Origin of the sequence: Pseudomonas fluorescens (assembly GCF_001902145.1) — a bacterium.
In the GTDB taxonomy this organism is placed as follows: Bacteria; Pseudomonadota; Gammaproteobacteria; order Pseudomonadales; family Pseudomonadaceae; genus Aquipseudomonas; species Aquipseudomonas fluorescens_BV.
The window spans coordinates 25,256-50,947 of record NZ_MRST01000020.1; the positions used below are offsets into that span (position 1 = coordinate 25,256).

19 protein-coding genes and 2 tRNA genes are annotated in these 25,692 nt (G+C 61.0%); 11 read left to right on the plus strand and 10 right to left on the minus strand.

Annotation, left to right across the window (positions count from 1 at the left end):
• Positions 1-16: 16 nt before the first annotated feature.
• From thrC to BUE92_RS07455, 3 genes are all read left to right on the plus strand, one after another.
• Positions 17-1,426 carry a threonine synthase gene (gene thrC, locus BUE92_RS07445; protein WP_003193958.1) on the plus strand — a complete coding sequence of 470 codons (1,410 nt, stop codon included), beginning with the start codon at positions 17-19 and terminating at the stop codon, positions 1,424-1,426.
• A gap of 196 nt (positions 1,427-1,622) precedes the next feature.
• The gene (locus BUE92_RS07450) at positions 1,623-5,195 is read left to right on the plus strand and encodes an ATP-binding protein (RefSeq protein ID WP_073523096.1); all 3,573 of its coding nucleotides are present in this window, start codon (positions 1,623-1,625) and stop codon (positions 5,193-5,195) included.
• A gap of 189 nt (positions 5,196-5,384) precedes the next feature.
• A complete protein-coding gene (locus tag BUE92_RS07455) occupies positions 5,385-6,629 on the plus strand; it encodes an EAL domain-containing response regulator (protein ID WP_073522841.1) in 1,245 nt (414 codons plus the stop codon).
• Here BUE92_RS07455 and BUE92_RS07460 read toward each other — a convergent pair.
• Entirely contained in the window at positions 6,598-7,260 is a 663-nt protein-coding gene (locus BUE92_RS07460; RefSeq protein WP_073522842.1) for a response regulator transcription factor, read from the minus strand. The genes BUE92_RS07455 and BUE92_RS07460 overlap by 32 nt on opposite strands.
• Before the next feature lie 207 nt (positions 7,261-7,467).
• Between BUE92_RS07460 and BUE92_RS07465 the strand changes: the two genes are divergently transcribed.
• Positions 7,468-7,752, plus strand: coding sequence for a DUF3509 domain-containing protein (locus BUE92_RS07465; RefSeq protein ID WP_020301357.1), 285 nt, complete (start codon positions 7,468-7,470; stop codon positions 7,750-7,752).
• A gap of 172 nt (positions 7,753-7,924) precedes the next feature.
• On the opposite strand, the gene BUE92_RS07470 is transcribed toward BUE92_RS07465, so the two are convergent.
• A complete protein-coding gene (locus BUE92_RS07470; RefSeq protein WP_020301356.1) occupies positions 7,925-9,124 on the minus strand; it encodes a CaiB/BaiF CoA transferase family protein in 1,200 nt (399 codons plus the stop codon).
• A 137-nt stretch (positions 9,125-9,261) separates the two neighbouring features.
• Between BUE92_RS07470 and BUE92_RS07475 the strand changes: the two genes are divergently transcribed.
• On the plus strand, positions 9,262-9,804 hold the full coding sequence (locus BUE92_RS07475) for a YaeQ family protein (protein WP_003193952.1): 543 nt from the start codon (positions 9,262-9,264) through the stop codon (positions 9,802-9,804).
• 149 nt (positions 9,805-9,953) lie between these two features.
• Positions 9,954-11,663, plus strand: a complete 1,710-nt coding sequence (gene recJ / locus BUE92_RS07480; protein WP_073522843.1) for a single-stranded-DNA-specific exonuclease RecJ — start codon at positions 9,954-9,956, stop codon at positions 11,661-11,663.
• Positions 11,664-11,800: 137 nt separating this feature from the next.
• Here recJ and BUE92_RS07485 read toward each other — a convergent pair whose 3' ends face one another.
• From BUE92_RS07485 to BUE92_RS07500, 4 genes are all read right to left on the minus strand, one after another.
• A complete protein-coding gene (locus BUE92_RS07485; protein WP_073522844.1) occupies positions 11,801-13,081 on the minus strand; it encodes a virulence factor family protein in 1,281 nt (426 codons plus the stop codon).
• Positions 13,081-15,723, minus strand: a complete 2,643-nt coding sequence (gene mprF / locus BUE92_RS07490; RefSeq protein ID WP_073522845.1) for a bifunctional lysylphosphatidylglycerol flippase/synthetase MprF — start codon at positions 15,721-15,723, stop codon at positions 13,081-13,083. Before mprF ends, BUE92_RS07485 begins: the two co-directional genes overlap by 1 nt.
• A 280-nt stretch (positions 15,724-16,003) precedes the next feature.
• Positions 16,004-16,080 (minus strand) — tRNA-Met (locus tag BUE92_RS07495).
• Between the two features lie 175 nt (positions 16,081-16,255).
• Positions 16,256-16,332 (minus strand) — tRNA-Met (locus tag BUE92_RS07500).
• A gap of 278 nt (positions 16,333-16,610) precedes the next feature.
• Between BUE92_RS07500 and dinB the strand changes: the two genes are divergently transcribed.
• On the plus strand, positions 16,611-17,669 hold the full coding sequence (gene dinB, locus BUE92_RS07505) for a DNA polymerase IV (RefSeq protein ID WP_073522847.1): 1,059 nt from the start codon (positions 16,611-16,613) through the stop codon (positions 17,667-17,669).
• A gap of 129 nt (positions 17,670-17,798) precedes the next feature.
• On the opposite strand, the gene BUE92_RS07510 is transcribed toward dinB, so the two are convergent.
• From BUE92_RS07510 to BUE92_RS07525, 4 genes are all read right to left on the minus strand, one after another.
• On the minus strand, positions 17,799-18,752 hold the full coding sequence (locus tag BUE92_RS07510) for a hypothetical protein (RefSeq protein WP_073522849.1): 954 nt from the start codon (positions 18,750-18,752) through the stop codon (positions 17,799-17,801).
• Between the two features lie 20 nt (positions 18,753-18,772).
• Positions 18,773-20,488, minus strand: a complete 1,716-nt coding sequence (locus tag BUE92_RS07515) for a proline--tRNA ligase (protein ID WP_019817246.1) — start codon at positions 20,486-20,488, stop codon at positions 18,773-18,775.
• A 185-nt stretch (positions 20,489-20,673) separates the two neighbouring features.
• Positions 20,674-22,206 (minus strand): AmpG family muropeptide MFS transporter, encoded by a 1,533-nt coding sequence (locus BUE92_RS07520; protein ID WP_073522850.1) that lies wholly within the window; start codon positions 22,204-22,206, stop codon positions 20,674-20,676.
• A gap of 43 nt (positions 22,207-22,249) precedes the next feature.
• Positions 22,250-22,564, minus strand: a complete 315-nt coding sequence (locus BUE92_RS07525) for an MGMT family protein (RefSeq protein ID WP_054897670.1) — start codon at positions 22,562-22,564, stop codon at positions 22,250-22,252.
• A gap of 194 nt (positions 22,565-22,758) precedes the next feature.
• Between BUE92_RS07525 and BUE92_RS07530 the strand changes: the two genes are divergently transcribed.
• From BUE92_RS07530 to BUE92_RS07545, 4 genes are all read left to right on the plus strand, one after another.
• The gene (locus BUE92_RS07530; protein WP_073522851.1) at positions 22,759-23,766 is read left to right on the plus strand and encodes a DUF481 domain-containing protein; all 1,008 of its coding nucleotides are present in this window, start codon (positions 22,759-22,761) and stop codon (positions 23,764-23,766) included.
• A 102-nt stretch (positions 23,767-23,868) separates the two neighbouring features.
• Positions 23,869-24,600 carry a HugZ family pyridoxamine 5'-phosphate oxidase gene (locus tag BUE92_RS07535; protein ID WP_073522852.1) on the plus strand — a complete coding sequence of 244 codons (732 nt, stop codon included), beginning with the start codon at positions 23,869-23,871 and terminating at the stop codon, positions 24,598-24,600.
• 66 nt (positions 24,601-24,666) lie between these two features.
• Complete coding sequence (locus BUE92_RS07540) at positions 24,667-25,143, plus strand: FxsA family protein (protein ID WP_073522853.1); 477 nt, start codon at positions 24,667-24,669, stop codon at positions 25,141-25,143.
• A gap of 247 nt (positions 25,144-25,390) precedes the next feature.
• Positions 25,391-25,684 carry a co-chaperone GroES gene (locus tag BUE92_RS07545; protein WP_073522854.1) on the plus strand — a complete coding sequence of 98 codons (294 nt, stop codon included), beginning with the start codon at positions 25,391-25,393 and terminating at the stop codon, positions 25,682-25,684.
• The last annotated feature ends 8 nt before the right edge of the window (positions 25,685-25,692 follow it).

The window sequence follows — 25,692 nt, forward strand, 5'->3', positions numbered from 1 at the left end:
TTTAGAGGAGCCAGTCATGCGTTACATCAGCACCCGCGGCCAGGCACCGGCCCTGAATTTCGAAGACGTTCTGCTGGCAGGCCTTGCCACCGACGGCGGCCTGTACGTGCCGGAAAACCTGCCACGCTTCACCCAGGAAGAAATCGCCTCCTGGGCCGGCCTGCCGTATCACGAGCTGGCTTTCCGAGTGATGCGCCCGTTCGTGACCGGCAGCATTCCGGATGCGGATTTCAAGAAGATTCTGGAAGAAACCTATGGCGTGTTTTCCCACAACGCCATCGCGCCCCTGCGCCAACTGAACGGCAATGAGTGGGTACTGGAGCTGTTCCACGGCCCGACCCTGGCGTTCAAGGACTTCGCCCTGCAACTGCTCGGTCGCCTGCTCGACTACGTGCTGGAAAAACGTGGCGAGCGCGTGGTGATCATCGGCGCCACCTCCGGCGATACCGGCTCGGCGGCCATCGAGGGGTGCAAGCACTGCGAAAACGTCGACATCTTCATCCTGCACCCGCACAAGCGCGTGTCGGAAGTGCAACGTCGGCAGATGACCACCATCTTCGGTGAGAACATCCACAACATCGCCATCGAAGGCAACTTCGATGACTGCCAGGAAATGGTCAAGAACAGCTTCGCTGACCAGAGCTTCCTCAAGGGCACGCGCCTGGTGGCGGTCAACTCGATCAACTGGGCGAGGATCATGGCCCAGATCGTCTACTACTTCCACGCATCCCTGCAGCTGGGCGGCCCGGCGCGTTCGGTGTCGTTCTCGGTGCCGACTGGCAACTTTGGCGACATCTTCGCCGGTTACCTGGCGCGCAACATGGGCCTGCCGATCAACCAGTTGATCGTCGCCACCAACCGCAACGACATCCTGCATCGCTTCATGAGCGGCAACCAGTATGTGAAGGAAACCCTGCACGCCACGCTGTCGCCGTCCATGGACATCATGGTGTCGTCGAACTTCGAGCGCCTGCTGTTCGACATGCACGGTCGTAACGGCGCAGCCCTGGCCGAGTTGATGAACAGCTTCAAGCAAGGTGGCGGTTTCAGCGTCGAGCAAGAGCGCTGGACCGAAACCCGCAAGCTGTTCGATTCCCTGGCCGTGGACGATGCGCAGACCTGCGAAACCATCGCGCAGGTCTATGCCGAGACCGGCGAAGTGCTCGACCCGCACACGGCTATCGGCGTGAAAGCCGCCCGCGAATGCCGCCGCAGCCTGGATATTCCAATGGTGATCCTCGGTACCGCGCACCCGGTCAAGTTCCCGGAAGCGGTCGAGAAAGCCGGCATTGGCAAGGCGCTGGAACTGCCGGAGCATTTGACCGACCTGTTCGAGCGCGAAGAGCGCTGCACCGTGTTGGCCAATGACCTGAAGGCGGTGCAGGCGTTCGTCAGCCAGCACGGCAATCGCGGCAAGCCGCTCTGATCGACAGTGCGTTCTGAAGGCCGATGGGCATCTTTCTGCTGCCCATCGATCCAAAATGTGGGAGCGGTTTCATCCACCCAAGACGCGGTGGGGCAGCATTCAGCTTTTTGCAGTCGGCCAAGCCCGTCCTCGTGACGGGCTTTTTCATTCTGGCGAGCCATACTTGCCCATTCGCCCAATCAAGGAAACCCAACCGGTGCAGGTTTTGATCCAATGGACGTTGAAGCTGGTGTGCCTGTTGTGGCTCATCCAGGTGCCCATGAGCCTGGCCGCTGTCAGCCTGCCGTTCAAACTGGTGCCGGCGTTTATCCCGCTTGAACCTATGCCTCTGGCGCCAACGGAGCAGCAGTGGCTGGCGGCGCATCGGACATTGAAGGTGGGCATCTCGATAGATGACTACCAGCCGATCGACATCACCCGCGACCGCAATCGCTACCAGGGCATCAGCGCCGATTACTTGAGCCTGGTTGGCGCGCGGCTGGGTGTGCCCATGCAAGTGCTGGGCTTCTCCGAGCGCGCCCAGGCGGTCGAAGCGCTGCGTAACGGCACCATCGATATTCTCACCAGTGCCAACGGCTACGAGCGTGACGTACCCGGCCTGCAGTTCACCCCGGACTACATGCCCGACCGTTCGGTGGTGGTGCTGCGTCGCGACGATACCCAAGACGACGATCTGGCCGGCAAGAAGCTGGTGTTGCTCGACGGCTACGCCAACGTGCAGAAGGTTCACGCGGCGTATCCGGACAGCCACATCATGCTCGCGCCCAACCTCTACAGCGGCCTCGAAGCCTTGAAGCAAGGCGACGCCGATGCGTTTATCGGCAATGAAGTGATTGTGCGCGCCTATAAATCGCTGCGGCCTTACCTGGGGTTGCAGATCAAGGAGCAGAGCCGGCTGGCGCCCATCGGTTTTGCCTTCGCCACTCGTCAGGCCGATCCGTTGCTGGGGGCCATGATGAACCGCGCGCTGGCAAGCCTCGACGAGTCGGTGCAGCGCGAAATTCTCGCACGCTGGACCACCGGGCTCGGCGTCGGCATCAGTGGGGAGCGCGTTGCGTTGTCGGCGTCGGAGCAGGCCTGGGTACGAGAACATCCCCATGTCGTGGTGGTAGCCCAGCAATTGTCGCCTTACATCTTCAGGGACAAGGATGGCCGCTGGGTTGGCTTGAATGTCGACCTGTTGAATCGCATCTCGCGCATGACCGGTTTGCAGTTCATCTATGAAGAGGTGGGCTCTACCGCGCAAACCCTGGAATGGCTGGAAACGGGCCGGGCGCAGATGAACACAACCCTGGCTGTGAATCAGGAGCGCAGTGCGCTGCTCGACTTCAGCCATGGTTTCGGCGGTTCCGGCTGGGTGTTTATCGAACGTACCGATGCCGCGCCCTTGACTGGCTTGAACCAGTTGGACGGTAAGGTGCTGGCACTGCCGGCGCGCCACGTCATGGAGAGCCAGATTCGCCATGACCATCCGCTCATCAAGTTGCGCCTGGTGGACAATTACATCCAGGCCCGTGAGCTGGTACGACGGGGCGAGGCTGCCGCTACGATACAGACTGAAGTGGAAGTGCAGAGTTACCCGGAAGATGGCCTGCGTATCGGTCGCAGTGTCGATGGCAAGTGGTCGTCCAACTGCCTGTCGGTGCGCAAGGACCAGCCTGAGCTGCTGAGCATTTTGAATAAAGCCCTGGAGGCGTTGCCGGTAGCGGAGTTGAGTGCCTTGCGCCTGCGTTGGATCGGCGCCGTCGCGATCCCGCCGCCCGCCTGGCAACGCGTACCGCCATGGGCCTATTGGACGGTGGCCACGGCGCTGCTGTTTGTGTTGGTGTCGCTGGTGTGGAACAGCCGGCTCAAGCGCCAGATTCGCCAACGGCTGGAGGCCGAGCAACGGCTCAATGACCAATTGGCGTTCAAGCGCGCATTGCTCGACGGCATGCCCAACCCGCTGTTCGTCCGCGACCTGGCCGGACGGCTGGTGACCTGCAATAAAAGTTATGAACAGCAACTGGTGACCCGGCTGGAGCTGATCCAGGGCCTGACGCTGATGGAGAGCAAGGTCATGCCCGACGCCACGGCGGCACGCCTGCACGCTGGACACATGGAGCAATTGGCCACGCAGCAGCCGTTGTTTGTCGACCGGCAATTGGAGCTCAACGCCGGCACTTATCACGTCTATCAGTGGACGGTGCCCTTTTTCGACGCCCAAGGTCGCCTGCAAGGGTTGTTAGGCGGCTGGATCGATATCAACGAACGCAAAGACCTGGAGCGCCAGTTGATGGACGCTCGTCAGGCCGCCGACGAAGCGAACTACGCCAAAAGTGCATTTCTATCGGCCTTGAGCCACGAGATTCGCACCCCCATGACTGCCATCATTGGCTTGCTCGAACTGGAGCAAGAGCGTTGCCTGGCAAGCGGCCAGCCGGTTTCCGAGGCGCTGCAGGTGGCCCATCGTTCGGCGCGCGAGCTGATTGCGCTGATGGGCGACAGCCTGGACTTGGCCAAGATCGAGGCCGGCCACCTGCAACTGGCGCCACAGACCACTGAGTTGAAGCGCTTTTTCGAAGGTATCCAGAGCCTGTTCGAAGCCACGGCGCAAAAAAAGGGCCTGCATCTGACCCTGGCGTTTGATCCGGCTGCTCAGGGTTATTACTGGTTCGACCCGCTGCGGTTACGCCAGGTGATGCACAACCTGTTGGGCAATGCGCTCAAGTTTACCGAGCGGGGCGGGGTTCACCTCAGCGTGACCTGCCAACGGGATGAGACCGATACCGAATACCTGCACCTGTGCGTCAAAGACAGCGGCCCGGGCATCAGCGCCGAGCAGCAGCCGCGGGTGTTCAAACCGTTTACCCAGGTGAGCGCCTTGACCGCCGCGCAACACGGCGGCACCGGTCTGGGCCTGAGCATCTGCAAGCAACTGGTGGAATTGATGGGCGGGAGCATTCACCTCGACAGCGTGGTGGGTGAGGGGACGGTGGTGTGTATTGACCTGCGCCTGGACCGGGTCAGCACCGATGATGTGCCGGCAACGCCCACCGCGACGTTGTCACCGACGGGGCGTAGCCTGTCGGTACTGGTGGTGGATGATTTGGCGGCCAACCGCCTGGTGCTGGCGCAGCAGTTACAGTTCCTCGGTCACCAGGTGGTCGCCCTGGAGTCGGCCGAGGCCGCGTTGCAACGCTGGCGTGAGCAGCGTTTTGATGTGCTGGTCACCGATTGCCAGATGCCCGGCATGTCCGGCTATGCCTTGAGTGCGGCTATACGGCGCCTCGAAGCCGAGGAGCAACGGCCTCGCAGCGCGCTGGTGGGTTGCACCGCGAACGCCATGAAAGATGAACAACGCCGCTGCGAGGACGCCGGTATGGATGAACTGCTGGTCAAGCCGGTGACCCTGGAACACTGGACCCAAGTGCTGGCCCGCGTGGCGCCCCAGCGTTCGTTCGATATCCAGGCCCTGCGCACCATGACCCAGGCCGATGGCCCGGTGCTGCAGAGCATGTTGCAGGAACTGGCCAAGAGCCTGGACCACGAACACGAGATATTGGCGGGTGCCCTGGCCGAGCGCGACGTGGCACGTTTGAATGCATCGCTGCACCGGCTCAAGGGCATTTGCTCGCTGGTGGATGCACTGCCGCTCGCCAAGGCCTGTGTCGCTCTTGAGCAGTGCGCCCGCGAGCAGCGCGGCGCCGAGCTTGAAGCACCCTGGTTGCGGTTGTCCGGGGTGCTCAAGGCGTTTCGTCGCGACCTGCAACCCTATCTGGATGCCTAACACACTGTAGGAACGAGCTTGCTCGCGAAAAACTCACAAGCGCCGCGTTTACCCAGGAAGCCCGCGTTATCGTTAACGTTTTTCGCGAGCAAGCTCGCTCCTACAGACCCCATTTAGGACACGTCCTATGGGGTACACCACAGCATATGGCTACTGTGCAGGACTTTCCCTGTACCGACACCCTTACCCATGCGATCCCTGAACGTCCTGATCCTCGAAGACAATCCGTTTCAACTGATGGCGCTGCACCAGATGCTCAATGCCAACGGCGTGTTCAATGTACGGGCCGCGGAAACGGTCGAAACCGCCCGCCAGTCTCTGGACAGCAAAGGCCCGGTGGATATCGCCATCTGCGATCTGTACCTGGAGCAGGGCGATGGCCTGGAATTGATCCGCGAGTTGGCGGAGCGCCGCCTGGCCCAGGTGTTGATCCTGCTCAGCAACGCCGAGCCCGACGTGCTGGAGGGCGTAGCGAACATGGCCCGGCATTTGGGGCTCAAGGTCCTGGCATGTTTGCCCAAGCCGGCCTCGGCCAAGCTGATCGGGCGAGTACTGAGCGATTGTCAGGAGCACTTGCGCCCAGGGCCAGCGGTGCTGTCCTGGGAGCGCGTGCGCCAATTGCTGGGCTTGTGCGAGCGGGAACAACTGCCGCCCTCGGCGGATGTCAGCCAGGCAACTATCGCGGCGTGTGGCAGGGTCTGGTACCAGCCCATCGTCAGTCAGGCCGGTGTGTTGCAAGGGGTGGAGGCGCTGGCGCGTTGGCAGTTGCAGGACGGTGAGTTGTTGCTGCCTGACGAGTTCCTGCCGGTGCTGGAGTTTGCCGGCATGGAAGAGGCGTTTACCTGGCATGTGCTGGAGCAGGCGCTTGGCCTGGCGAACCAGGTGATGGGCGAAAGCGGCCAGGTGCTGCCAGTGGCTGTGAATATTCCCGGGCGCATGCTGGAGCGCGAGCACTTCCCCCAGGTGCTGCAAGGGCTGCTGCAGTTGCACGGTGTGCCCGCCCATAGCCTGACCCTGGAGCTGGTGGAAACCTCGACATTGAAAACCGATAGCGTCCATGTCACCGGGTTGCTGCGCTTGCGCATGTTGGGTTGCCAGTTGTCCATCGGCGACTTCGGCATGGGCGGTACCAGCCTGCAGCATTTGCTGGAACTGCCGTTTACCGAGCTGAAAATTCCTCCGGCGTTTGCCTGTGGGATGGCCAATGATGACCGCAAGGCCGCTGTGGTGGCGGGCGCCATGAGCATGGCGGCGCGCCTGGACGTTGCCGTGGTGGTCACCGGCGTGGAAACCGCCGCCGACTATCACGCCGTGGGGGAACTGGGGGCGGCGTGGCTGCAAGGTTGCTTTATCGCCCGGCCGATGGACGCCGAGGCGCTCAAGCAATGGATCGCGTTCCAGGCTAGGCCAGCCCGTGTTCCTGCAAGTAAATAAACAGGGCGGCATCGTTGACCAGCCCCAGCTTGCGCATGGCGCTGACTTTTTGCGCGCTGACGGTCTGCTTGCTGCGATGCAGGTGCGCGGCGATCTCGCCCACCGTCATGCCACCGGCCAACAGGCGAATCACCTCCAGCTCCCGGGGTGACAGGCGCTCGTGGGAATGCAGGCGATCGGCGCCGACTTCCCCGGCCAGGCTCAGCGCCTGGCGGATGGTCTGGGCCACATAGGTGCGTTGTTGGCGCACCTGGCGGATCGCCTGGGGCAGCTCATCGGCCAGGCTGGCCTTGCTCAGCAAGCCCATCACACCCAATGCCAGGATGGAATGAAACAAGCCGGCGTTGTTGAGCATGGTCACCACCACAATGGGCAGGTGCGGATAGTGCCGGCGCAGTTGCTCGATCAAGCGCAGCCCGTCGGCCTGGGGCTCGACGGGCATCATGAAGTCGGTCACCACCACATCGCAGGCACAGTGTTGCAATAACGCACTGAGGGCCTGGGGGGAATTGGCCTCGCCGACGATGCTGACGTGCGGGTCACGTTCGAGCACGGCGCGCAGGCCAATCAGGAAAATCGGGTGATCATCGGCAATCACGATACGCAAGGGCGGTTCAGACGCAGCTCTCAAGGCAGGCTCCCGGGACAATCCAGGGATTCTAGCCTGTGCGCCGTTGTTTTTTCTCTGTCATCTTTTCCGTGCATGCTCGTTTTCCTCAAGCAGTGGATTACACAAAAGGTAGAACTTTCTGCTTTGAGCACGGGTCACTTGAATGTCAGCCTCTTCGTGACATTTTTGTTTTTCGAACCTTTTTCGAATGATTGAGTGGTGATCGAGATGGAGAGTATCAACCTATTGCTCAGCCAAGCACTGAGCCCTTATCAGGTTACGCTGACCTCTGCCGGTATGCGCGACGACTGCCTGGTAACCGTGAAGAACCCCGGTGGCGCCATCGTGGTTGAACGTGAAGTCGATCGTGCGCAATTGAGCGACAAGCGCGCGCTGGTGGATGTGGTGGATTGCCTGCTCCGCGACCTGAAAATCGCCGAAGGGCGCCTGGAACCTTCAGTCATCGCTGCCTTGCGCAACGCCTCCCAAACCCGTGGCGGCGCACTGGCATGAAACATTATTTTTCTTCGGAACCTTCCTACAAGGTGGTCAGTCAGAGTTTGTAACAGCAAGAGCAGGCATTGTGCTCCGGTGTTTGTCGCTTGCTGTGCGGGTCTTTTTGTAGACCACGTTTAACCCCGAGTTGTCTCCCCACTGCTCGGGGTTTCTTTTTGCCTCGGATTTGTCAGATCGCGCCATCCTCGCGCAGGCGAGTGATAGCCGCCGCGTCGTAGCCCAGGGCATTGAGCACCAGGCTGTTGTGTTCACCCAGTTGCGGCCCTACCCATTCGCAACTGCCTGGTGTGTCCGAGAGCTTGGGCACGATGCCGGGCATCTTGAAGTCCTTGCCGCCCGGCAACTGCGCCTTGAGGAACATTTCCCGGGCCAGGAATTGCGGGTCGCCCAGCATGTCTTCAGCGCTGTAGATGCGGCTGGCGGGCACCTCGGCTTTATTCAGATGCTCAATCACCTGGTCGAGCGACAGCGAATTGACCCAGCGATCAATCACGCCGTACAGCTCGTCGCGGCGAGCGTCACGCCCGTCATTGCTGGCCAGTGCAGGGTCGTTCGCCAGGTCGTCACGGCCGATCACGCGCATGAAGCGCTTGAAGATCGCATCGCCATTGGCGCCGATCTGCACATGCTTGCCGTCTGCGGTGGTGTGGATCGAGGACGGGGTGATGCCAGGCATGATGTTGCCGGTGCGCTCACGGATAAACCCGAACACATCGAACTCGGGGATCATGCTTTCCATCATGGCGAAGATGGCTTCATACAGCGCCACATCCACCACCTGGCCCAGGCCGCCGTTGACTTCGCGGTGACGCAGCGCCATCAGCGCGCCGATCACCGCCCACAACGCGGCAATCGAGTCGCCGATGGAGATCCCGGTGCGCACTGGCGGGCGGTCCTCGAAGCCGGTGATATAGCGCAAGCCGCCCATGGACTCGCCCACCGCGCCAAACCCCGGCTGGTCCTTCATCGGCCCGGTCTGGCCGAAGCCCGAGAGGCGCACCATCACCAACTTGGGGTTGAGGGCGTGCAGGGTTTCCCAGCTCAGGCCGAGTTTCTCCAGCACGCCTGGGCGGAAGTTTTCGATCAGGATGTCGGCGTCGGCCAACAGTTGCTTGAGGATCGCCAGCCCCTCAGGGTGCTTGAGGTTGAGCGTCAGCGACTGCTTGTTGCGCGCCTGCACGAACCACCACAGCGAAGTGCCTTCATACAGCTTGCGCCATTTGCGCAGCGGGTCGCCGCCGTCCGGGGATTCGACCTTGATCACCTCGGCGCCGAATTCGGCGCAGATGCGTGAGGCAAACGGGCCGGCGATCAAAGTGCCCAGTTCGATGACTTTCAGGCCGGCGAGTGGTTTGGCAGTGAGCGACATGGTGATCCTTACGAGCGCGGGACGATGATGTACTGCTTTTTAACATAGGCGAGCCGCGCGGATGCAGCGCAGTATTCGTTCAATGCCCTCGCCATCGGTTAGACTGGCCGCCTTTCCTTGTCTTTAGAAGCCCGTTCATGGCCCAGCCGTCCACGACCTACAAATTCGAACTCAACCTCACCGATCTCGACCGCTCGGTGTACGAGAGTGTCAAACAGACCATCGCCCGCCACCCTTCGGAAACCGAAGAGCGCATGACCGTGCGCTTGCTGGCCTACGCCCTCTGGTACAACGAGCAATTGGCGTTCGGGCGTGGCCTGTCGGATGTAGATGAACCGGCCCTGTGGGAAAAAAGCCTGGATGATCGGGTTTTGCACTGGATCGAAGTCGGCCAGCCGGATGCCGACCGCCTGACCTGGTGCTCGCGCCGCACGGAACGCACCAGCCTGCTGGCCTATGGCAGCCTGCGCGTGTGGGAAGGCAAGGTGGTACCGGTGGCCAACAACCTGAAAAACGTGCACATCGCTGCCGTACCTCAGGAAGTCTTGGAGACCCTGGCCAAGGACATGCCCCGCGTCATCAAGTGGGACGTGATGATCAGCGAAGGCACGATCTTTGTAACCGATGACCGTGGCCAGCATGAAGTGCAACTGCAATGGCTGGTCGGCGAACGCGGTTGAATCCTGGCTGAGCACGGCCCCCTGTAGGAGCGAGCTTGCTCGCGAAAAAACCCAAGGCACCGCGTTCACCCAGGCACACGCGTCATCGTTAACCACCTTCGCGAGCAAGCTCGCTCCTACAATTATTAAAGAGAAGTTATCACCACCGTATGCGTATCGATCCCCGCCCATTGCCCGCCGTCCTGCCTTTTCTCGGTGAACTGCCGCCGCTGTTGACCCGCCTTTACGCCGCACGCGGGGTGCAGTCGGAGGCCGAGCTGGACAAGAGCCTGGCGCGGTTGATTCCCTATCAGCAGCTCAAGGGCATCGACGCCGCGGTGGACTTGCTGGTGACGGCCCTGGAGCAGCGTCAGCGCATCCTGATCGTCGGTGACTTCGACGCCGATGGCGCCACGGCGAGCACCGTAGGCACCCTGGGCCTGCGTTTGCTCGGGGCGGCCCATGTCGATTACCTAGTGCCCAACCGCTTCGAATACGGCTACGGGCTGACCCCGGAAATCGTCGCGGTGGCGCTGCAGCGCGAGCCGCAGTTGCTGATCACCGTGGACAACGGTATCTCCAGCGTCGAAGGCGTGGCGGCGGCGAAAGCGGCGGGGTTGCAGGTGCTGGTGACCGACCACCACTTGCCCGGCGATGAACTGCCGGCCGCCGACGCCATCGTCAATCCGAACCAGCCGGGCTGCACGTTTCCCAGCAAGGCCCTGGCCGGGGTCGGCGTGATCTTCTACGTGTTGATGGCCCTGCGTGCACGGTTGCGCAGCCTGGGTTGGTATGACAGCAAGCCCCAGCCGAACATCGGTGAACTGCTCGACCTCGTGGCCCTGGGCAGCGTCGCTGACGTGGTGCCGCTGGACGCCAACAACCGCATCCTCGTGCATCAGGGGCTGGAGCGTATTCGGGCCGGTCGGGCGCGGCCGGGGATCAAGGCGATCCTGGAAGTGGCCAAGCGTGATCATGCGCGTATCACCTCCACCGACCTGGGTTTTATCCTCGGCCCGCGCCTCAATGCTGCCGGACGCCTGGATGATATGAGCCTGGGCATCGAATGCCTGCTCACCACCGACTTCGCCGCTGCACGGGAAATGGCCGCGCAACTGGACGGCATGAACCAGGACCGTAAATCCATCGAACAAGGCATGCAGCGCGAGGCCCTGGCCCAGCTCAAGGACTTGCCGATAGAGTCGATGCCGTACGGCTTGTGCCTGTTCGACCCGGAGTGGCACCAAGGGGTGATCGGGATTCTCGCGTCGCGTATGAAGGAGCGTTATTTCCGCCCTACCATTGCCTTCGCCGATGCCGGCGATGGCTTGCTCAAGGGCTCTGGACGCTCGGTGCAAGGCTTTCATATCCGCGATGCGTTGGCGGTCGTCGCCAGCCAGCATCCCAACCTGATCGCCAAGTACGGCGGCCACGCCATGGCGGCGGGGCTGACCTTGCCCAAGGCCAACTTCCCATTGTTTGCGCAAGCCTTTGATGCCGAAGTGCGTCGGCAACTACGCGAAGAAGACCTCACCGGCCGCCTGCTTTCAGACGGCACCCTGGCGGTGGAAGAGTTTCACCTGGAACTGGCCCGCGCCCTGCGCCATGCCGGCCCGTGGGGGCAGCACTTTCCCGAGCCGTTGTTCCATGGCGTGTTCCAGTTGGTGGAGCAGCGGGTGGTGGGCGAGCGGCATCTGAAAGTAGTGCTCAAGAGCGAATGCGGGTCTGTGAAGCTCGATGGCATCGCCTTTGGGGTAGACCGCGAAGTGTGGCCAAACCCGACCGTGCGTTGGGTGGAATTGGCCTACAAGCTGGATGTGAATGAATTTCGTGGCAATGAGACGGTGCAGTTGATGATTGCGCACATCGAACCGCGTTAGATACAGCTCACAATGCAATTCAAATGTGGGAGGGGGCTTGCCCCCGATAGCAGAGTGTCAGTCAATGATGTTGTGACTGATCCACCGCCATCGGGGGCAAGCCCCCTCCCACATTGGGTCTTGTGTACAGCCTGGGATTACTCGGCTTTGGCCTGATGCTTGACGATAACATCCACCAACCGCTTGGCCAGCGCCGGGTAGTTTTCATCGAAGTGATGCCCGCCCGGCAGCTTCATGGCTTCGCCCACGGCGGTCTTGTCGGTGCAGCCACTCTCGTCGACTTCTTCGGCGCCGTAGATGCACACGACTTTCTCAGGCGGCAGCTTGGCCATTTCCGGGCCGGTGGCGGCTTCTTTGCCGGCGTTGCCCAGCCAGCCTTCCACTTCGATTTCAAAGCTGCCGGTGCGGGCGAAGGCCAGCAGGATGATCGCGTCTACCCGTTGCTGTTCGTTCTCTGGCATACGGTTGTAGATCGCTGGCAATACGTCGGCGCCGAACGAGTAACCGGTCAGCACGAAGCGCTTGGTGCCCCACTTTTGCCGGTAGTGTTGCATCAGCTCGGTGAGGTCCTTGGCGCTTTGCTCCGGCGTCTTGTGCTGCCAGTAGTAGCGCAGGGTGTCGATGCCCACCACCGGGTAGCCGATCTTCGCCATCTCGCCCGCCACGTCGCGGTCCAGGTCGCGCCAGCCGCCGTCACCGGAGAGGAACAGGGTCACGGTGTCCTTGGCTTGGCCGGCGGGTACTTCCACCACCGGAATCGCCAGGCCGCCGTTGTCCGAACCGACTAGTTGCTTGCGCAGTTCGTTGTTCAGCACCTGTGGGTAATGAATGTCGTAGTCGCTGATGCTGGTGGTGGCGCGCGGTGTGTCGCGTACGAAACTGGCGCTTTCATCGTCGGGGTTATCGTTCCACGCCACCAGCCAGCTGCCATGGGCGGCGGTTTTCGGCAGCGGGTCGTTGCAGCCTTCCTGTTTCAGGGCGAAGCCCACGGAGATGGCGTTGGCCTTGTCGTCGTTCTGGGTGGCCAGCCAGCGCCAGGCGAGTGCGGCGCCAGGGCCGATGCCGCTGACCAGGGTTGCCGGGCCTTTCAGCTGGGCCAGGGCGCCTTGCAGGGCTTTTTCCTGCAGCGCGCAGTCATCTTTTGGCAGCACCACCTGAACCAGTTGCGCTGAACCGCCTTGGCTCAGGGCAATCAGTTGGCTGTCGGTCAGGGTTTCGTCGGCCATCACTGCCACGGCCACGCGGGCTTTTGCGTTGCTGGCCGGGGTTACGCGGGTCATTACCGAACCGTCGGCCTGGGGCAAGTGCTCCAGGGTCGGCTGCGGGGCAGGGCGGTTCCAGTACCAGAAGCCACCCGCCGCGATCAGCGCGAGCAGCACCACTAAGGCCAATACATACCGCCAGGAGCGTCGAATCATCAGCGTTTCACCAATCCAGTCAAGCCGCCCGCGATCAGGGCGGCGGTATCGGCCAATGCCACCAGCGGATCCAGTCCTGCGGGCACGGCCATGTAACGGGGTTCCCAGTCGGGCTGGAACTTGTCTTTGAAGCGGCGCAAACCTTGGAAGTTATACAGTTGCTCGCCACGGCGGAACACCATCGAGCCCAGGCGCTGGGTCAGCGGCGCGCCACGGCGCGGTTGCAAGCCCGACAACGGCACCATGCCGAGGCTGAAGCGCGCGTAGTCGTGGCTCTTATAATGTTGAATCAGGCCCACCATCATGAATTCCATGGTCAGCTTGGGCGCGTCCGGGTGGGCACGCATCAGGTCGAGGCTGGCAAGGTCATGATTGTAGGTTTCGAGCAAATTGGCGAAGGCCACCGGGCGCCCTTCGAAGCGAATGATCGCGATACGAAAGTGCTTGAGGTAGTCATCGCTGAAACGGCCCAGGGAGAAGCCCTTTTCCCGCACATTCTTACCGGTAAGCCAGGCATCGGAGATGACTTTTAATTCATCCATCGGCGCCTTGCCCGGGTCGCAGATTTCCAGGGACAGGCCGTCCCGGGTGCCACGGTTCCAGGTGTAGCGCAAATCCTTCATTTCTTTGCCCTTGGCTTCCAGGTCAAAGCGTTTGAGGTCGACGCGGGCTTCTTCACCCAGCTTGATCGCGGTAAGGCCGATGTCCATGTAGTACGGCAGGTTCTCGGCGCGTACCTGGTAGAACACTGGGCGGGCGTGGTGGATGTCGCACAGGTCGCGGAACTGCCAGATCATCTCGGCGCGCGGTTGGGTCGGGCCGATCGGGTCGTACAAAGCCACCAGGCTACGCCCGCGACGGGCATACATCAGGAAGGCTTCATCGTTGGGGTGAAACAGCAGCGCCTTGTCGCCGGTGAGCGCCAGGCCGCCGTCGGGTTGGGACGAGGCCATCAGGATCTTGCTGGCGCGCTCCAGTTCTTCCGGGGTCGGCAGGTGGATGACCGGGCGTGCCGTGCGCAGCAGCCAGGTCAGCGACACGATCACCAGCAACACGGCAGCGCCGAGCAGCGAACGCAAACCACGCGGGGCGTTGGCGTCGAGGGTGAACTGCCACCAGAGTTGATGGCTGTAGGGCACGTCCTGATAGGCAAACAGCAGCAGCCAGATCGAAGCGCCGAGCACACAGACACTGGCCACCAGGTACAGCGGCGAAAACGGTAACTCGGTCAGGCGACTGGCGCGGTAGAACGAGCGGCGGAAGATGGCCAGCAGCACTGCGGTCATGGTCATCAGGCTGGCTTCTTCCCAGTCGAAGCCTTTAAGCAGCGAGAGCAGGGCGCCGACCAGCAGCAACACCATGGTCAGCATCCAGGCGGCCGACAACCGCCGGCGCAAGCCCTGGGCGAGCAACAGGCACAACACGCCGATCAGGCTGGCACCGAAGTGCGACGCGTCAATCAGACGATGGGGAATCAGGAAGCCGATGTTTTCCAGGCGTGAGTCGATCTCTGGCGTGGCGCCGGAAAACAGCAGGACCACGCCGGACAAAAAAACCAGGACGGCCAATACTGGCGCTGCCAGCCCCGACGCTACCCGCAGGCTTTGCTGGGTCTGGAACAGGCGCTGGGCCTCGTTGACCAGCAGGAATACACAGGCGACCAACAGTGGCAGCACCACGTAGATCATGCGGTACAGCAGCAAGGCAGCAGCCAGGGGCGCGGCACCGAGTTTGTCGGCGAAGGCCGCCAGCAGGATCGCTTCGAATACGCCCACGCCGCCCGGCACATGGCTGAGTACACCAGCGGCCAGGGCCAGCAGGTACACCAACAGGAACGGGCCGAAGGGCGGAGCTTCCGGCAACAGCAGATACAGCACGGTGGCGGCTGCGGCGACGTCCAGTGCGGTGATGATCAGTTGCAGGAAAGTCAGGCGTCGGCCAGGCAGACGCAGGGTACGGCGCCCGGCCTTGACCAGCAGGTTGTCGGGGTAGGGTTGCTCCGGCAGGCGGCGGCGATAGATGCCGATGCACAGCAGGGCCGACAATAGCAGCACGGCGCCGGCAATGCCGCCGAGCAGGCTTTGCGATAAATGCAGGTAAGTGGAGGCGGCTGGCAAGTTGCTCAACGTGGCCAGCGCGGCCAGCGGCGGCAGCGCACAGCCCAGGGCCAGGCTGGCGAATACGGTCATGTGCGCCACTTCCGAGGCACCGATGCCATGGCGTGCATATAAACGGTAACGCACCGAACCGCCCGAGAGCATCGACAAACCAATGGCGTTGCCGATAGCAAAGGCGGTGAAACCACCCAGGGCCAGGGTCTTGGCGGGTAATTTCACCCCGGCATAGCGTGCGCCGGAAAATTCATAACCGAGCAGGATAATGAAGCCTGCGACCGCCGCGGCAAACGCACCGAGCAAGGCTGGCTTGGGCACTTCCAGAATCGAATCATGGAGTGCGTAGAGGTCCAGCTCCAGCAGCAGGTGTCGGCAGGCGATCAGGGCGATTGCAAACAGCAGGAGCGTCACGGCCAGGCCGATGGGCTGGCGGTACTTGCTCAACAGGTCCAGCCACCGCAAACGGGTGGGAGTGATCGGTTGTTCTGCTGTGACGGTGTCTTGTGGTTCAGACGAGTTGGCGCGCATCAATCACCTCGTGGATTGTGCGCGACAGGATGGAGGTATCCAGCCAAGTTACCAATCCCTATGGACAAAATAATTACAAATATTAACGCGGATCGCCCGGGGCGGCGACTGCGGCCATTGGTCGTAGAGGGGTAGCGCTTGAGCATTGAGCATAGTGTGCAATGAGATGGACTCTGCAAACCGTCTACGGTTTCATGAAAGATGCCATGCCATTGTTTCAGAAGAACTTTTTTGCCAGATACAAAAAAGGCCACTCTTTCGAGTAGCCTTTTTTGATGTTTGGTTGCGGGAGCCGGATTTGAACCGACGACCTTCGGGTTATGAGCCCGACGAGCTACCAGACTGCTCCATCCCGCGTCTGTGGGCGGCATTCTACAGCCCAATGCCGGGGTGTCAACCGTTAATGAGCCGATCGCTGAAATAAGCGCTAATTATTCTGAAATCAAGGTGTTGGCCGCATTGTGCAGGTGTACAGGCGCAAAACGGACACGCACAAAAAAGGCCACTCTTTCGAGTAGCCTTTTTTGATGTTTGGTTGCGGGAGCCGGATTTGAACCGACGACCTTCGGGTTATGAGCCCGACGAGCTACCAGACTGCTCCATCCCGCGTCTGTGTGTCGGCATTCTACAGAGGAACGCGAGTGTGTCAACCTGTGAATCGAAGAAAAGCGCTTTTGCTTCAATCGGTTAGCGCTTGATGAGGGGCTTCTTGAGGCCTCGAAGCCAGGCAGGGCAAGGCTTTCAGCTCTATTGGGATGCTGGATTCGATTGAGAAAATATATTCATCTACGAAATTTCCTACCGCTCAGACAGAAGATTCAAACTACTGGTGCTATATACAGGGGTGAGTGCGATACTGGCCACCCGTTGGTTAACACCCCGTTTATATGACGCAGCGCAAAATCATCCACGTCGACTGTGATTGCTTCTACGCCGCCATCGAGATGCGCGACGACCCGAGCCTGGCGCAAAAGCCCTTGGCTGTCGGTGGCTCGGCAGATCGACGCGGCGTGATCGCCACCTGCAATTATGAGGCGCGGGCGTATGGGGTGCGTTCGGCGATGTCGTCACGTCACGCCCTCAAGCTGTGCCCGGACTTGACCATCGTTAAGCCGCGCATGGATGCCTATAAAGAAGCATCGAAAGAAATCCAGCTGATTTTCCGCGACTACACCGACTTGATCGAGCCGTTGTCGCTGGATGAGGCTTACCTCGACGTGTCTGACAGCCCGCATTTTGGCGGCAGCGCCACGCGTATTGCTCAGGACATTCGGCGCCGGGTCTCCAACCAGTTGCATATCACTGTGTCTGCGGGCGTTGCGCCCAACAAGTTTTTGGCCAAGATCGCCAGCGACTGGAAAAAGCCCAACGGCCTGTTTGTGATCACGCCGGACCAGGTTGAAGACTTTGTCTCGCAGTTGCGTGTCAGCAAGCTGCATGGCGTGGGCAAGGTCACCGCCGACAAGCTGGCGCGCCTGGGCATCGAAGACTGCCTGCAATTGCGCGATTGGAACAAGCTGGCGCTGGTGCGCGAATTCGGCAGTTTTGGCGAGCGCCTCTGGAGCCTGGCCCGTGGGATTGATGATCGCATGGTGCAGAACGACAGCCGGCGGCAATCCATCAGTGTAGAAAATACCTTCGACGTGGACCTGCCCGATCTTTCAAGCTGCCTGGCGAAACTGCCGGAACTGATGGAGACCTTGGCCGGGCGCATGGCGCGTATCGACAGCAGCTACCGGGCGGGCAAGCCGTTCGTGAAAGTGAAGTTTCATGACTTTACCCAGACGACGCTGGAGCAGGCCGGGGCAGGGCGGGATCTGGAGAGTTATGAGCAGTTGATGACCCAGGCGTTCAATCGCGGGGGTAAGCCGGTGCGGTTGCTGGGGATAGGCGTACGGTTGCTGGACCTGAGCGGCGGCAACGAACAGCTCGAGTTCTGCTGGTAAAAACCGGGTGCCCCCTGTAGGAGCGAGCTTGCTCGCGAAGAACGCCAACGATAACGCGTGTTTGCTGAATAAACGCGGTGCCTGTGCGTTTTTCGCGAGCAAGCTCGCTCCTACAAAAAAGCCTGGGGGTCAGCGAGCGCCAGGATCTGCGACGAGTCGCCCCCCATCCTTGGTCAGCGCCTGCACAAACTCCTGCTGCAACTCCGGATCATTGCGCGTCAGTTCGATCAGGCTTTGTTCCAGCTCGCTGGCTTCTTCTTCCAAGCCCAACTCCGACAGGCGCTTGACGCGGTGCACCCACTGGTTCACCTCGTCATCTTCCAGGTCGTCGTAGATCAGGGCATGAGCTTCGAGCAACTTGCTGCGTAGCGTGTTGCTGACCGCCAGGGTCGAGTCGGTATGCACGTCGTCCTGGCCATCCTCCACACTGATTTTCAGTGTGGTGACGCGGTTCAGGTCCTGCTCGGCAAAGGGGCTGTCCAACAGGTTCAGGCGCAGTATGCCGTTGCGGTCGGTGGTCAGCTCATGGGTCTGCTTGCCGGCAGTGACTTGTACCGGGCGCTCGCTCCAGGGCAGGCTCGAATACTCCAGGCGCTTGTCACGCTGGACTTCATCGATAGCCGCCAGGTTCTGTTGCGCACGGCCGTGGGATTGCACGTTCATGAACGGGTTGATGCCGTCCACGCCATAGCTCAACCAGTCATGGGTCACACTCGTGGGCAGGTTGCCGAGGGCGAAGATATTCACCACGTTGGCACCCACGCCCGCCACCAACGCCACGGCACCCAAGGGCATCTCATAGAGTTTGCGCCAGGGCTGGTAGGGCGTGTAGCGGTCGTAACGACGGGTGACTTCGAATTCGGTGACCTCGAAGGTCTTCTGCTCATGAATGCGAACCCGGCGTTGCGGCAGCTCCAGCACTTTAGGTTCGCCTACATCGATCTGCAGGCTGTGGTCGAGCAACTTACGCTCGACCCGCTCCTCGTGCTCGCTGCGTTGCGACATCTGATTGGCGCAGCCGCTGACCAGCAGGGCGCAGCACAAGGCGGCGCCCCCCAGGGCTCTGGTGTTTCGCTTGAACATGACTTCTCTTGATCTGGTTTTCAGCGACGAATACGCGCCTGGAGGAAAGACAGCACGTCAGCCACCGGCAACGGTTGGGCTTCGGCTTCGGTCCGGCTCTTGTATTCCAGATTGCCATCAGCCAGGCCGCGGTCACTGACCACGATCCGGTGCGGGATGCCAATCAGTTCCATGTCGGCGAACTTGATGCCCGGGCTGGTTTTCTTGTCCCGATCATCGAGCAGCACTTCAAACCCGGCCGCGGTGAGTTCCGCGTACAGTTTGTCGGTGGCTTCGCGTACTTGCTCGGTTTCATAGCGCAGTGGCACCAGGGCTACCTGGAACGGCGCCAGCGCGTCACTCCAGATGATGCCTTTCTCGTCGTTGTTCTGCTCGATGGCAGCGGCAACTACTCGGGATACGCCGATGCCGTAGCAGCCCATGTCCAGGGTGATCGGCTTGCCGTTCTCGCCCAGCACTTCGCATTTCATCGCCTTGCTGTACTTGTTGCCCAGCTGGAAGATGTGCCCGACTTCGATGCCGCGCTTGATCTCCAGGGTGCCCTTGCCATCCGGGCTTGGGTCGCCGGCCACGACGTTGCGCAGGTCGGCCACGGTCGGAACCGGCAGGTCACGCTCCCAGTTCACGCCGAAGTAGTGCTTGTCGTCGATGTTCGCGCCGATACCGAAGTCGCTCATCAGCTCGACCGAACGGTCGATGATGATCGGCAGTGGCAGGTTCAGCGGGCCCAGGGAGCCAGCACCGGCGCCAATGGCGTCGCGCAGCTCGGCATCGGTGGCCATGACCAGCGGGCTGGCCACGCCAGGCTGGTTGGCGGCCTTGATTTCGTTGAGCTCGTGGTCGCCACGGATCACCAGGGCGATCAGCTTGCCTTCTTCTTCGGCGCGCACGATCAGGGTCTTGATGGTCTTTTCAATCGGCAGATTGAATTTCTCCACCAGGGCCGCGATGGTCTTGGTGTCTGGCGTGTCGACCAGGCGCAGCTCCTCGGTGGGAGCAGGGCGCGAGGTTTCACGTGGTATGGCTTCGGCCTTCTCGATGTTCGCCGCGTAGTCGGAACCGTTGCTGAACACGATATCGTCTTCGCCGGACTCGGCCAGCACGTGGAATTCGTGGGAGCCGGCACCGCCGATGGAGCCGTTGTCCGCTTCAACCGGGCGGAACTTCAGGCCCAGGCGCGTGAACACGTTGCAGTAGGCCTGGTGCATGCGATCGTAGGTCGCTTGCAGGGAAGCCTGGTCGGCGTGGAACGAATAGGCGTCCTTCATGATGAACTCGCGGCCACGCATCAAGCCGAAGCGCGGGCGGATTTCATCACGGAACTTGGTCTGGATCTGATACAGGTTGAGCGGCAACTGCTTATAGCTGCTCAGTTCGTTGCGCATCAGGTCGGTGATGACTTCTTCATGGGTCGGGCCGGCGCAGAAATCGCGGCCATGACGGTCTTTAAAGCGCAGCAACTCAGGGCCGTACTCTTCCCAGCGCCCGGATTCCTGCCACAACTCAGCCGGTTGGGTGCTCGGCATCAACACTTCCAGAGAGCCGGCAGCGTTCATTTCTTCACGAACGATGGCTTCGACCTTGCGCATCACCTTCAAGCCCATGGGCAACCAGGTGTACAGGCCCGAGGCCAGTTTGCGGATCATGCCGGCGCGCAGCATCAACTGATGGCTGATTACAACCGCGTCGGAAGGCGTTTCTTTCTGTGTGGCGAGCAAATATTGACTGGTACGCATGGTAGGCCGTTGTCGGTTGCTTGGACTTGAAATGACTTGGGATTGTACGGGCGCAGAGTGCTGGAGTACAGGTATCAGAATGCAGAGGGGTCTGTGGGAGCGGGCTTGCTCGCGAATGCGGCGTGTCAGCCTCCGAGTCTTGGACTGACCCACCGCATTCGCGAGCAAGCCCGCTCCCACATGTATCAGTCTTCCTGCGGGGGATTCAACCGGGCGCGGCGGTTCTCCTGGAACCAGTGCAGCGCAATCAGGAGCAGCGTCGGCACGCCCAGCAGGCAGGTGATCATAAAGAAGTTGTGATACCCGAACTTCTCCACCATCACCCCTGAATAGCCGCCGATCAAACGTGGCAGCAACAGCATGATCGAACTGAGCAGCGCATATTGGGTGGCGGAGAACTTGAGGTTGGTGAGGCTCGACAGGTAAGCCACGAACGCCGAGGTGGCCATGCCCGAACTGAAGTTGTCCAAGGAGATGGTGACGATCAACATCTGCAGGTCGGGGCCCATGTCGGCGAGCATCACGAACAGCAGGTTGGTGCCGGCCGAGGCCACGCCGCCGATGAACAGGATCGGCAATATCCCGAACCGCACGATCAACAGGCCGCCCATGCCGGCGCCGAGCAGGGTCATGATCAGGCCGAAGATCTTGCTCACCCCGGCGATCTGGTCCTTGGTGAATCCCTGGTCGATATAGAACACGTTGGCCATGACGCCCATCACCGTGTCGGACATGCGATAGGTGGCAATCAGACCGAGCAGCAGCAGCGCCTGCCAACGGTAGCGCAGGATAAAGTCGTTGACCGGCGTGAGCACGGGCGCCAGGCCCCGGCGGCCCATGGCTGAAAGGCACAGGGTAGTGAGGGTGATATAGAGGATGGCGCGCAGGAACGCGCGGTCTTCCATCAGCAGTTCCCACAGGCTTACGCCCTGGAACAGCACGCTGGCAAAGTCGGTGTTGTACAGCTGAGTGAACATCGCCGGCACCGAGACCAACAGCACGATCAGCACAAACACTGACACCAACTGGTGCGCGAAACTGTAGCGCCCGGCCTGCAACTGGGTGCGCAGTGGCACATCAGGTTCACGCATGAGGAAGGTGGTGAGCAACGCCGGCACCATCAACACGCCGAACAGCACATAGGTGCCGGTCCAGGCCGAGTGTTTATAGTTGAAGCCGGTGGAGCCAAAGCCTTCGGCAAAGAACAGCGCACCGGCCGTGGCCAGCAGGGCGGCGATGCGATAACCGGACATGTAGCTTGCCGCCAGGGCGGCCTGACGGCTGTCGTCGGCGATTTCCAGGCGGTAGGCATCCACCGCGATGTCTTGCGTGGCCGACGCGAAGGCGACGATCACCGCAATGGCGATCAACCAGGACAGGTGTTTTTGCGGGTCACAAAAACCCATGCCGATCAATCCGAGGATCACCAGCGATTGGGCCAGCACCAGCCAGGAGCGACGACGCCCCAATTTGCCAAGCAACGGCAGGCGCCATTGATCGAGCAGCGGCGACCAGACCCATTTGAAGGCGTAGGCCAGGCCGATCAGGCTCGCATAACCAATGGTCTCGCGGGCCACACCGGCTTCACGCAGCCACACCGAAAGCGTCGAAAACACCAACATGTAAGGCATGCCGGCGGCGAAACCGAGCAGCAACAGCACTAACGTCGAAGGGCTGGCATAGGCGGCGAGCGCGGCGCGCCAGGTTTTACGGGGCATGGGCTGGAGTCTGCCTCAGATTTGCGGAAACAAAGCGCGCACTCTAACCGCTGTGCTCTACCGGGCGCCAGCCATGACGCTGAATATCAACACGATTGTTCAGGATGGTGACGCCTTCGCTACGTAAACGCGCACGTTGTTCGTCACCCGAGGCGCTGCCCACCGGCAGACTTATCCGACCACCGGCAGCCAGCACCCGATGCCAGGGCAACCGCGTGTCTTGCGGCAACTGGCTCAGGGTACGCCCGACCCAGCGGGCAGCCCGCCCCAAACCGGCCAGGTGGGCCAGCTCGCCGTAACTCACCACGCAGCCTTCGGGCACCTGCGACAACGTCAGGTAGAGGGCGGTGCGGCGCATCTCGGCGGGGCTTTGTGGCGTATCGGCAGGTAGGATCACTGTGGGTATATCCGTTGAGATCGTCGTTGTTTTGTCAGAAACGTCTGTAAACATGACGATGAGTATTGAACTCAATATAAATCCTTGAGTCAGTTCTAGCCATGTAACACTATAACGCCCCTTATTTTCGCCAACCCCGAGTCCCGTACTTGCTTATGTTGTCCAGAACCCTGTTGTGCCTTGCTGTTTTCAGTGCTTCCACGCCCTTGCTCGCCGATACCGTCTGGTTGAAAAACGGTGATCGGCTCACCGGCAAGATCAAAGTCTTCGACGGTGGCAAGTTGCTGATCCAAACCGACTACGCGGGCTCCATTGCGGTGGACTGGAAACAGGTCAAAACCCTGGAAAGTGATCAGGAACTGCTGGTCAAGCAGGACGCCTACAGCGGTGAAAAGGCCAAGTCCTTGCAGGCATCGGATGATGGCAAGGTGGTGCTGGCCAATGGCGAGGCGCCCAAGACGGTGGAACTGGCAAGTATCCAACAGATCATGAAGCCCAAGCCCGTGATCGAAGACCTGGTGTGGAAGGGTAACGTCGACCTGGCGCTGGACTACAAGCGCGCGGACAAAGACACCAACGACTACGACATCGACTTCAAGACCTCGGCCCGTCACGGCCAGTGGCGCCATACGGGCAAGGGCGAATACAACCGCGAGTTCCAGGACGACGTCACCACCACCGACAACTGGGCCCTGGAATACGACCTGGACCGCTTTATCACCGAACACTGGTTCTGGCAGGGGCGACTGACCTACAAGCGCGACAAGGTCGAAGACCTGGCGCGCCAGCGCACCGTGGGTACCGGCCCGGGCTACCAGTTCTGGGATGATGAGTTGGGTGCGTTCTCCCTCGGATCGCTGGTCAACCGCACCGATTACGAATATGCCGACGGCGGCAAGGACAACTTCTATTCCCTGGCCATGAAGTGGAACTACAACCGCTACCTGGTGGGCAAGACCGTGGAGTTCTTCACCAACGGCGAATTGGGCAAGCCTCTGGACGGTCCGGCCGATTACTCCCTGGATGCCGAGATGGGCCTGCGCTACAAAGTCACCGAATGGGCGTCCCTCAACCTCAAGGCCGAGCGTGACGTCATCAGCGGCGACTCCGACAGCAGCTTGAGCAAGACCCGCTACACCGCAGGCTTCGGCGTGGCCTGGTAAACCGGCGTCGGCCACTCTGGCAACCTGCGCAGATATTGATTACCTTGTGTTGAGATCCATTCCCATATGCCATGGGCCGCGGAACACCCGAGGAGTCATCTATTGAGCACGCAGGTTGCCAAGAACGCCCGAGAGCTGTTGCTCAAGGAATACCGTGGGGCGCTCGCCACACAGTCCAAAGCCATGCCCGGCTTTCCCTTCGGCTCGGTGGTGCCCTACTGCCTGGACGAGCAGGGCCGCCCGCTGATCCTGATCAGCCGCATTGCCCAGCACACCCATAACCTGCAAAAAGATCCCAAGTGTTCGCTGCTGGTGGGTGAGCGCGAGGCCGATGATGTGCAAGCCGTCGGGCGCCTGACCTACCTGGCCGAAGCCGAGAAGCTGGAAGACCCTGCCGCCATCGAAGCGGCTGCAGAGCGCTACTACCGCTACTTCCCCGATTCGGCCAACTACCACAAGGCCCACGATTTCGATTTCTGGGTGCTCAAGCCGGTGCGCCACCGTTATATCGGTGGGTTTGGCGCGATCCATTGGGTCGACCAGTTGACCTTGGCCAATCCATTTGCGGGCAAGGCCGAGCGCAGCATGATCGAGCACATGAACAGCGATCACGCCAAGGCCATCGCCCATTACGTCGAGCTTGGCGGCTTGCCGACCACCGAGCCTGCGCAGTTGGCCGGTATCGATAGCGAAGGCATGCACCTGCGCATTGGACAATCGTTGCATTGGCTAGGGTTTGCCGAGCCCTGCAACACGCCGACACAAGTACGTGAAGCCCTGGTTTCATTGGCGCACGCTGAAGCCTGGCCGAAAAAAACCGCGGCTACTGCTTGAATTCACACAACGGCGACGTCATCTAAGGTGAACTGGCAAGGCATTCTTGCGTTGAGGAACCATTTGATGCGCCCTTTTTTATTGCTCTTTCTGCTGTTCCCGGTGCTGGAGCTGTTCGTATTCGTTAAAGTCAGCGGTGCGATCGGGTTTTTCCCGGCGCTGTTGCTGATCATCGCCGGCTCCATGCTCGGTGTGCTGGTGCTGCGTGTCGCCGGCCTGGCAACCGCGCTGCGTGCCCGTGAAAGCCTGAACCGCGGCGAACTGCCGGCCCAGACCATGCTTGAGGGCCTGATGATGGCCCTGGCCGGTGGCCTGCTGATCCTGCCGGGCTTTATCAGCGATGTGCTCGGCCTGGTGCTGTTGCTGCCGTTCACCCGCAAGCTGCTGGCTGGCAAGATGCGCCAGCGTGCCGAAGAGGCCGCGATTCGCCAGCGTGCGTTCGCCGACGACCTGCAACCCCGTGGCGGCCCGGCTCCGCGCCAACCCCTGGGGCGTGAAGGTGATGTGATCGAAGGCGAATTCGAACACCGCGACCCTAAGTAACCGCTTCACTGGCACGGCACCTTCGGGTGCCGTGTTGCATTTATCCTTGAACCGACACAAAAAATTTCATCCCCGGCCCCTTGTAATAAGCCTGGGCGCCCTTATGTAACGGTCACCGCAAGGTTTCTGGTGGTGACACTAGACAGACTTCCGCGTCTCGCCCCGCGAGCCGCGACCGGCACCGCCGGAATTTAACCCGCCGGAATTGATACCGGCCGATGAAAAATACACTTAGGAGAGATCGACAATGAAGCTTCGTCCTCTGCATGACCGCGTCGTCATCCGTCGCAGTGAAGAAGAAAAGAAAACCGCTGGCGGCATCGTCCTGCCAGGTTCGGCTGCTGAAAAAGCCAACCACGGTGTGATTCTGGCTGCGGGTCCGGGCAAGGCTCTGGAAAACGGTGAAATACGTGCGCTGGCCGTGAAAGTGGGTGACAAGGTTGTTTTCGGCCCTTACTCCGGCAGCAACACTGTGAAAGTCGACGGCGAAGACCTGCTGGTAATGAGCGAGAACGAGATTCTTGCCGTTCTGGAAGACTGATTTCCCCG

Coding starts and splice junctions, on each gene's coding strand:
- thrC (WP_003193958.1), top strand. CDS start 17: ATGCGTTACATCAGCACCCGCGGCCAGGCACCGGCCCTGAATTTCGAA.
- BUE92_RS07455 (WP_073522841.1), top strand. CDS start 5,385: ATGCGATCCCTGAACGTCCTGATCCTCGAAGACAATCCGTTTCAACTG.
- BUE92_RS07465 (WP_020301357.1), top strand. CDS start 7,468: ATGGAGAGTATCAACCTATTGCTCAGCCAAGCACTGAGCCCTTATCAG.
- BUE92_RS07470 (WP_020301356.1), bottom strand. CDS start 9,124: ATGTCGCTCACTGCCAAACCACTCGCCGGCCTGAAAGTCATCGAACTG.
- BUE92_RS07475 (WP_003193952.1), top strand. CDS start 9,262: ATGGCCCAGCCGTCCACGACCTACAAATTCGAACTCAACCTCACCGAT.
- recJ (WP_073522843.1), top strand. CDS start 9,954: ATGCGTATCGATCCCCGCCCATTGCCCGCCGTCCTGCCTTTTCTCGGT.
- BUE92_RS07485 (WP_073522844.1), bottom strand. CDS start 13,081: ATGATTCGACGCTCCTGGCGGTATGTATTGGCCTTAGTGGTGCTGCTC.
- mprF (WP_073522845.1), bottom strand. CDS start 15,723: ATGCGCGCCAACTCGTCTGAACCACAAGACACCGTCACAGCAGAACAA.
- dinB (WP_073522847.1), top strand. CDS start 16,611: ATGACGCAGCGCAAAATCATCCACGTCGACTGTGATTGCTTCTACGCC.
- BUE92_RS07510 (WP_073522849.1), bottom strand. CDS start 18,752: ATGTTCAAGCGAAACACCAGAGCCCTGGGGGGCGCCGCCTTGTGCTGC.
- BUE92_RS07515 (WP_019817246.1), bottom strand. CDS start 20,488: ATGCGTACCAGTCAATATTTGCTCGCCACACAGAAAGAAACGCCTTCC.
- BUE92_RS07520 (WP_073522850.1), bottom strand. CDS start 22,206: ATGCCCCGTAAAACCTGGCGCGCCGCGCTCGCCGCCTATGCCAGCCCT.
- BUE92_RS07525 (WP_054897670.1), bottom strand. CDS start 22,564: ATGCGCCGCACCGCCCTCTACCTGACGTTGTCGCAGGTGCCCGAAGGC.
- BUE92_RS07530 (WP_073522851.1), top strand. CDS start 22,759: ATGTTGTCCAGAACCCTGTTGTGCCTTGCTGTTTTCAGTGCTTCCACG.
- BUE92_RS07540 (WP_073522853.1), top strand. CDS start 24,667: ATGCGCCCTTTTTTATTGCTCTTTCTGCTGTTCCCGGTGCTGGAGCTG.
- BUE92_RS07545 (WP_073522854.1), top strand. CDS start 25,391: ATGAAGCTTCGTCCTCTGCATGACCGCGTCGTCATCCGTCGCAGTGAA.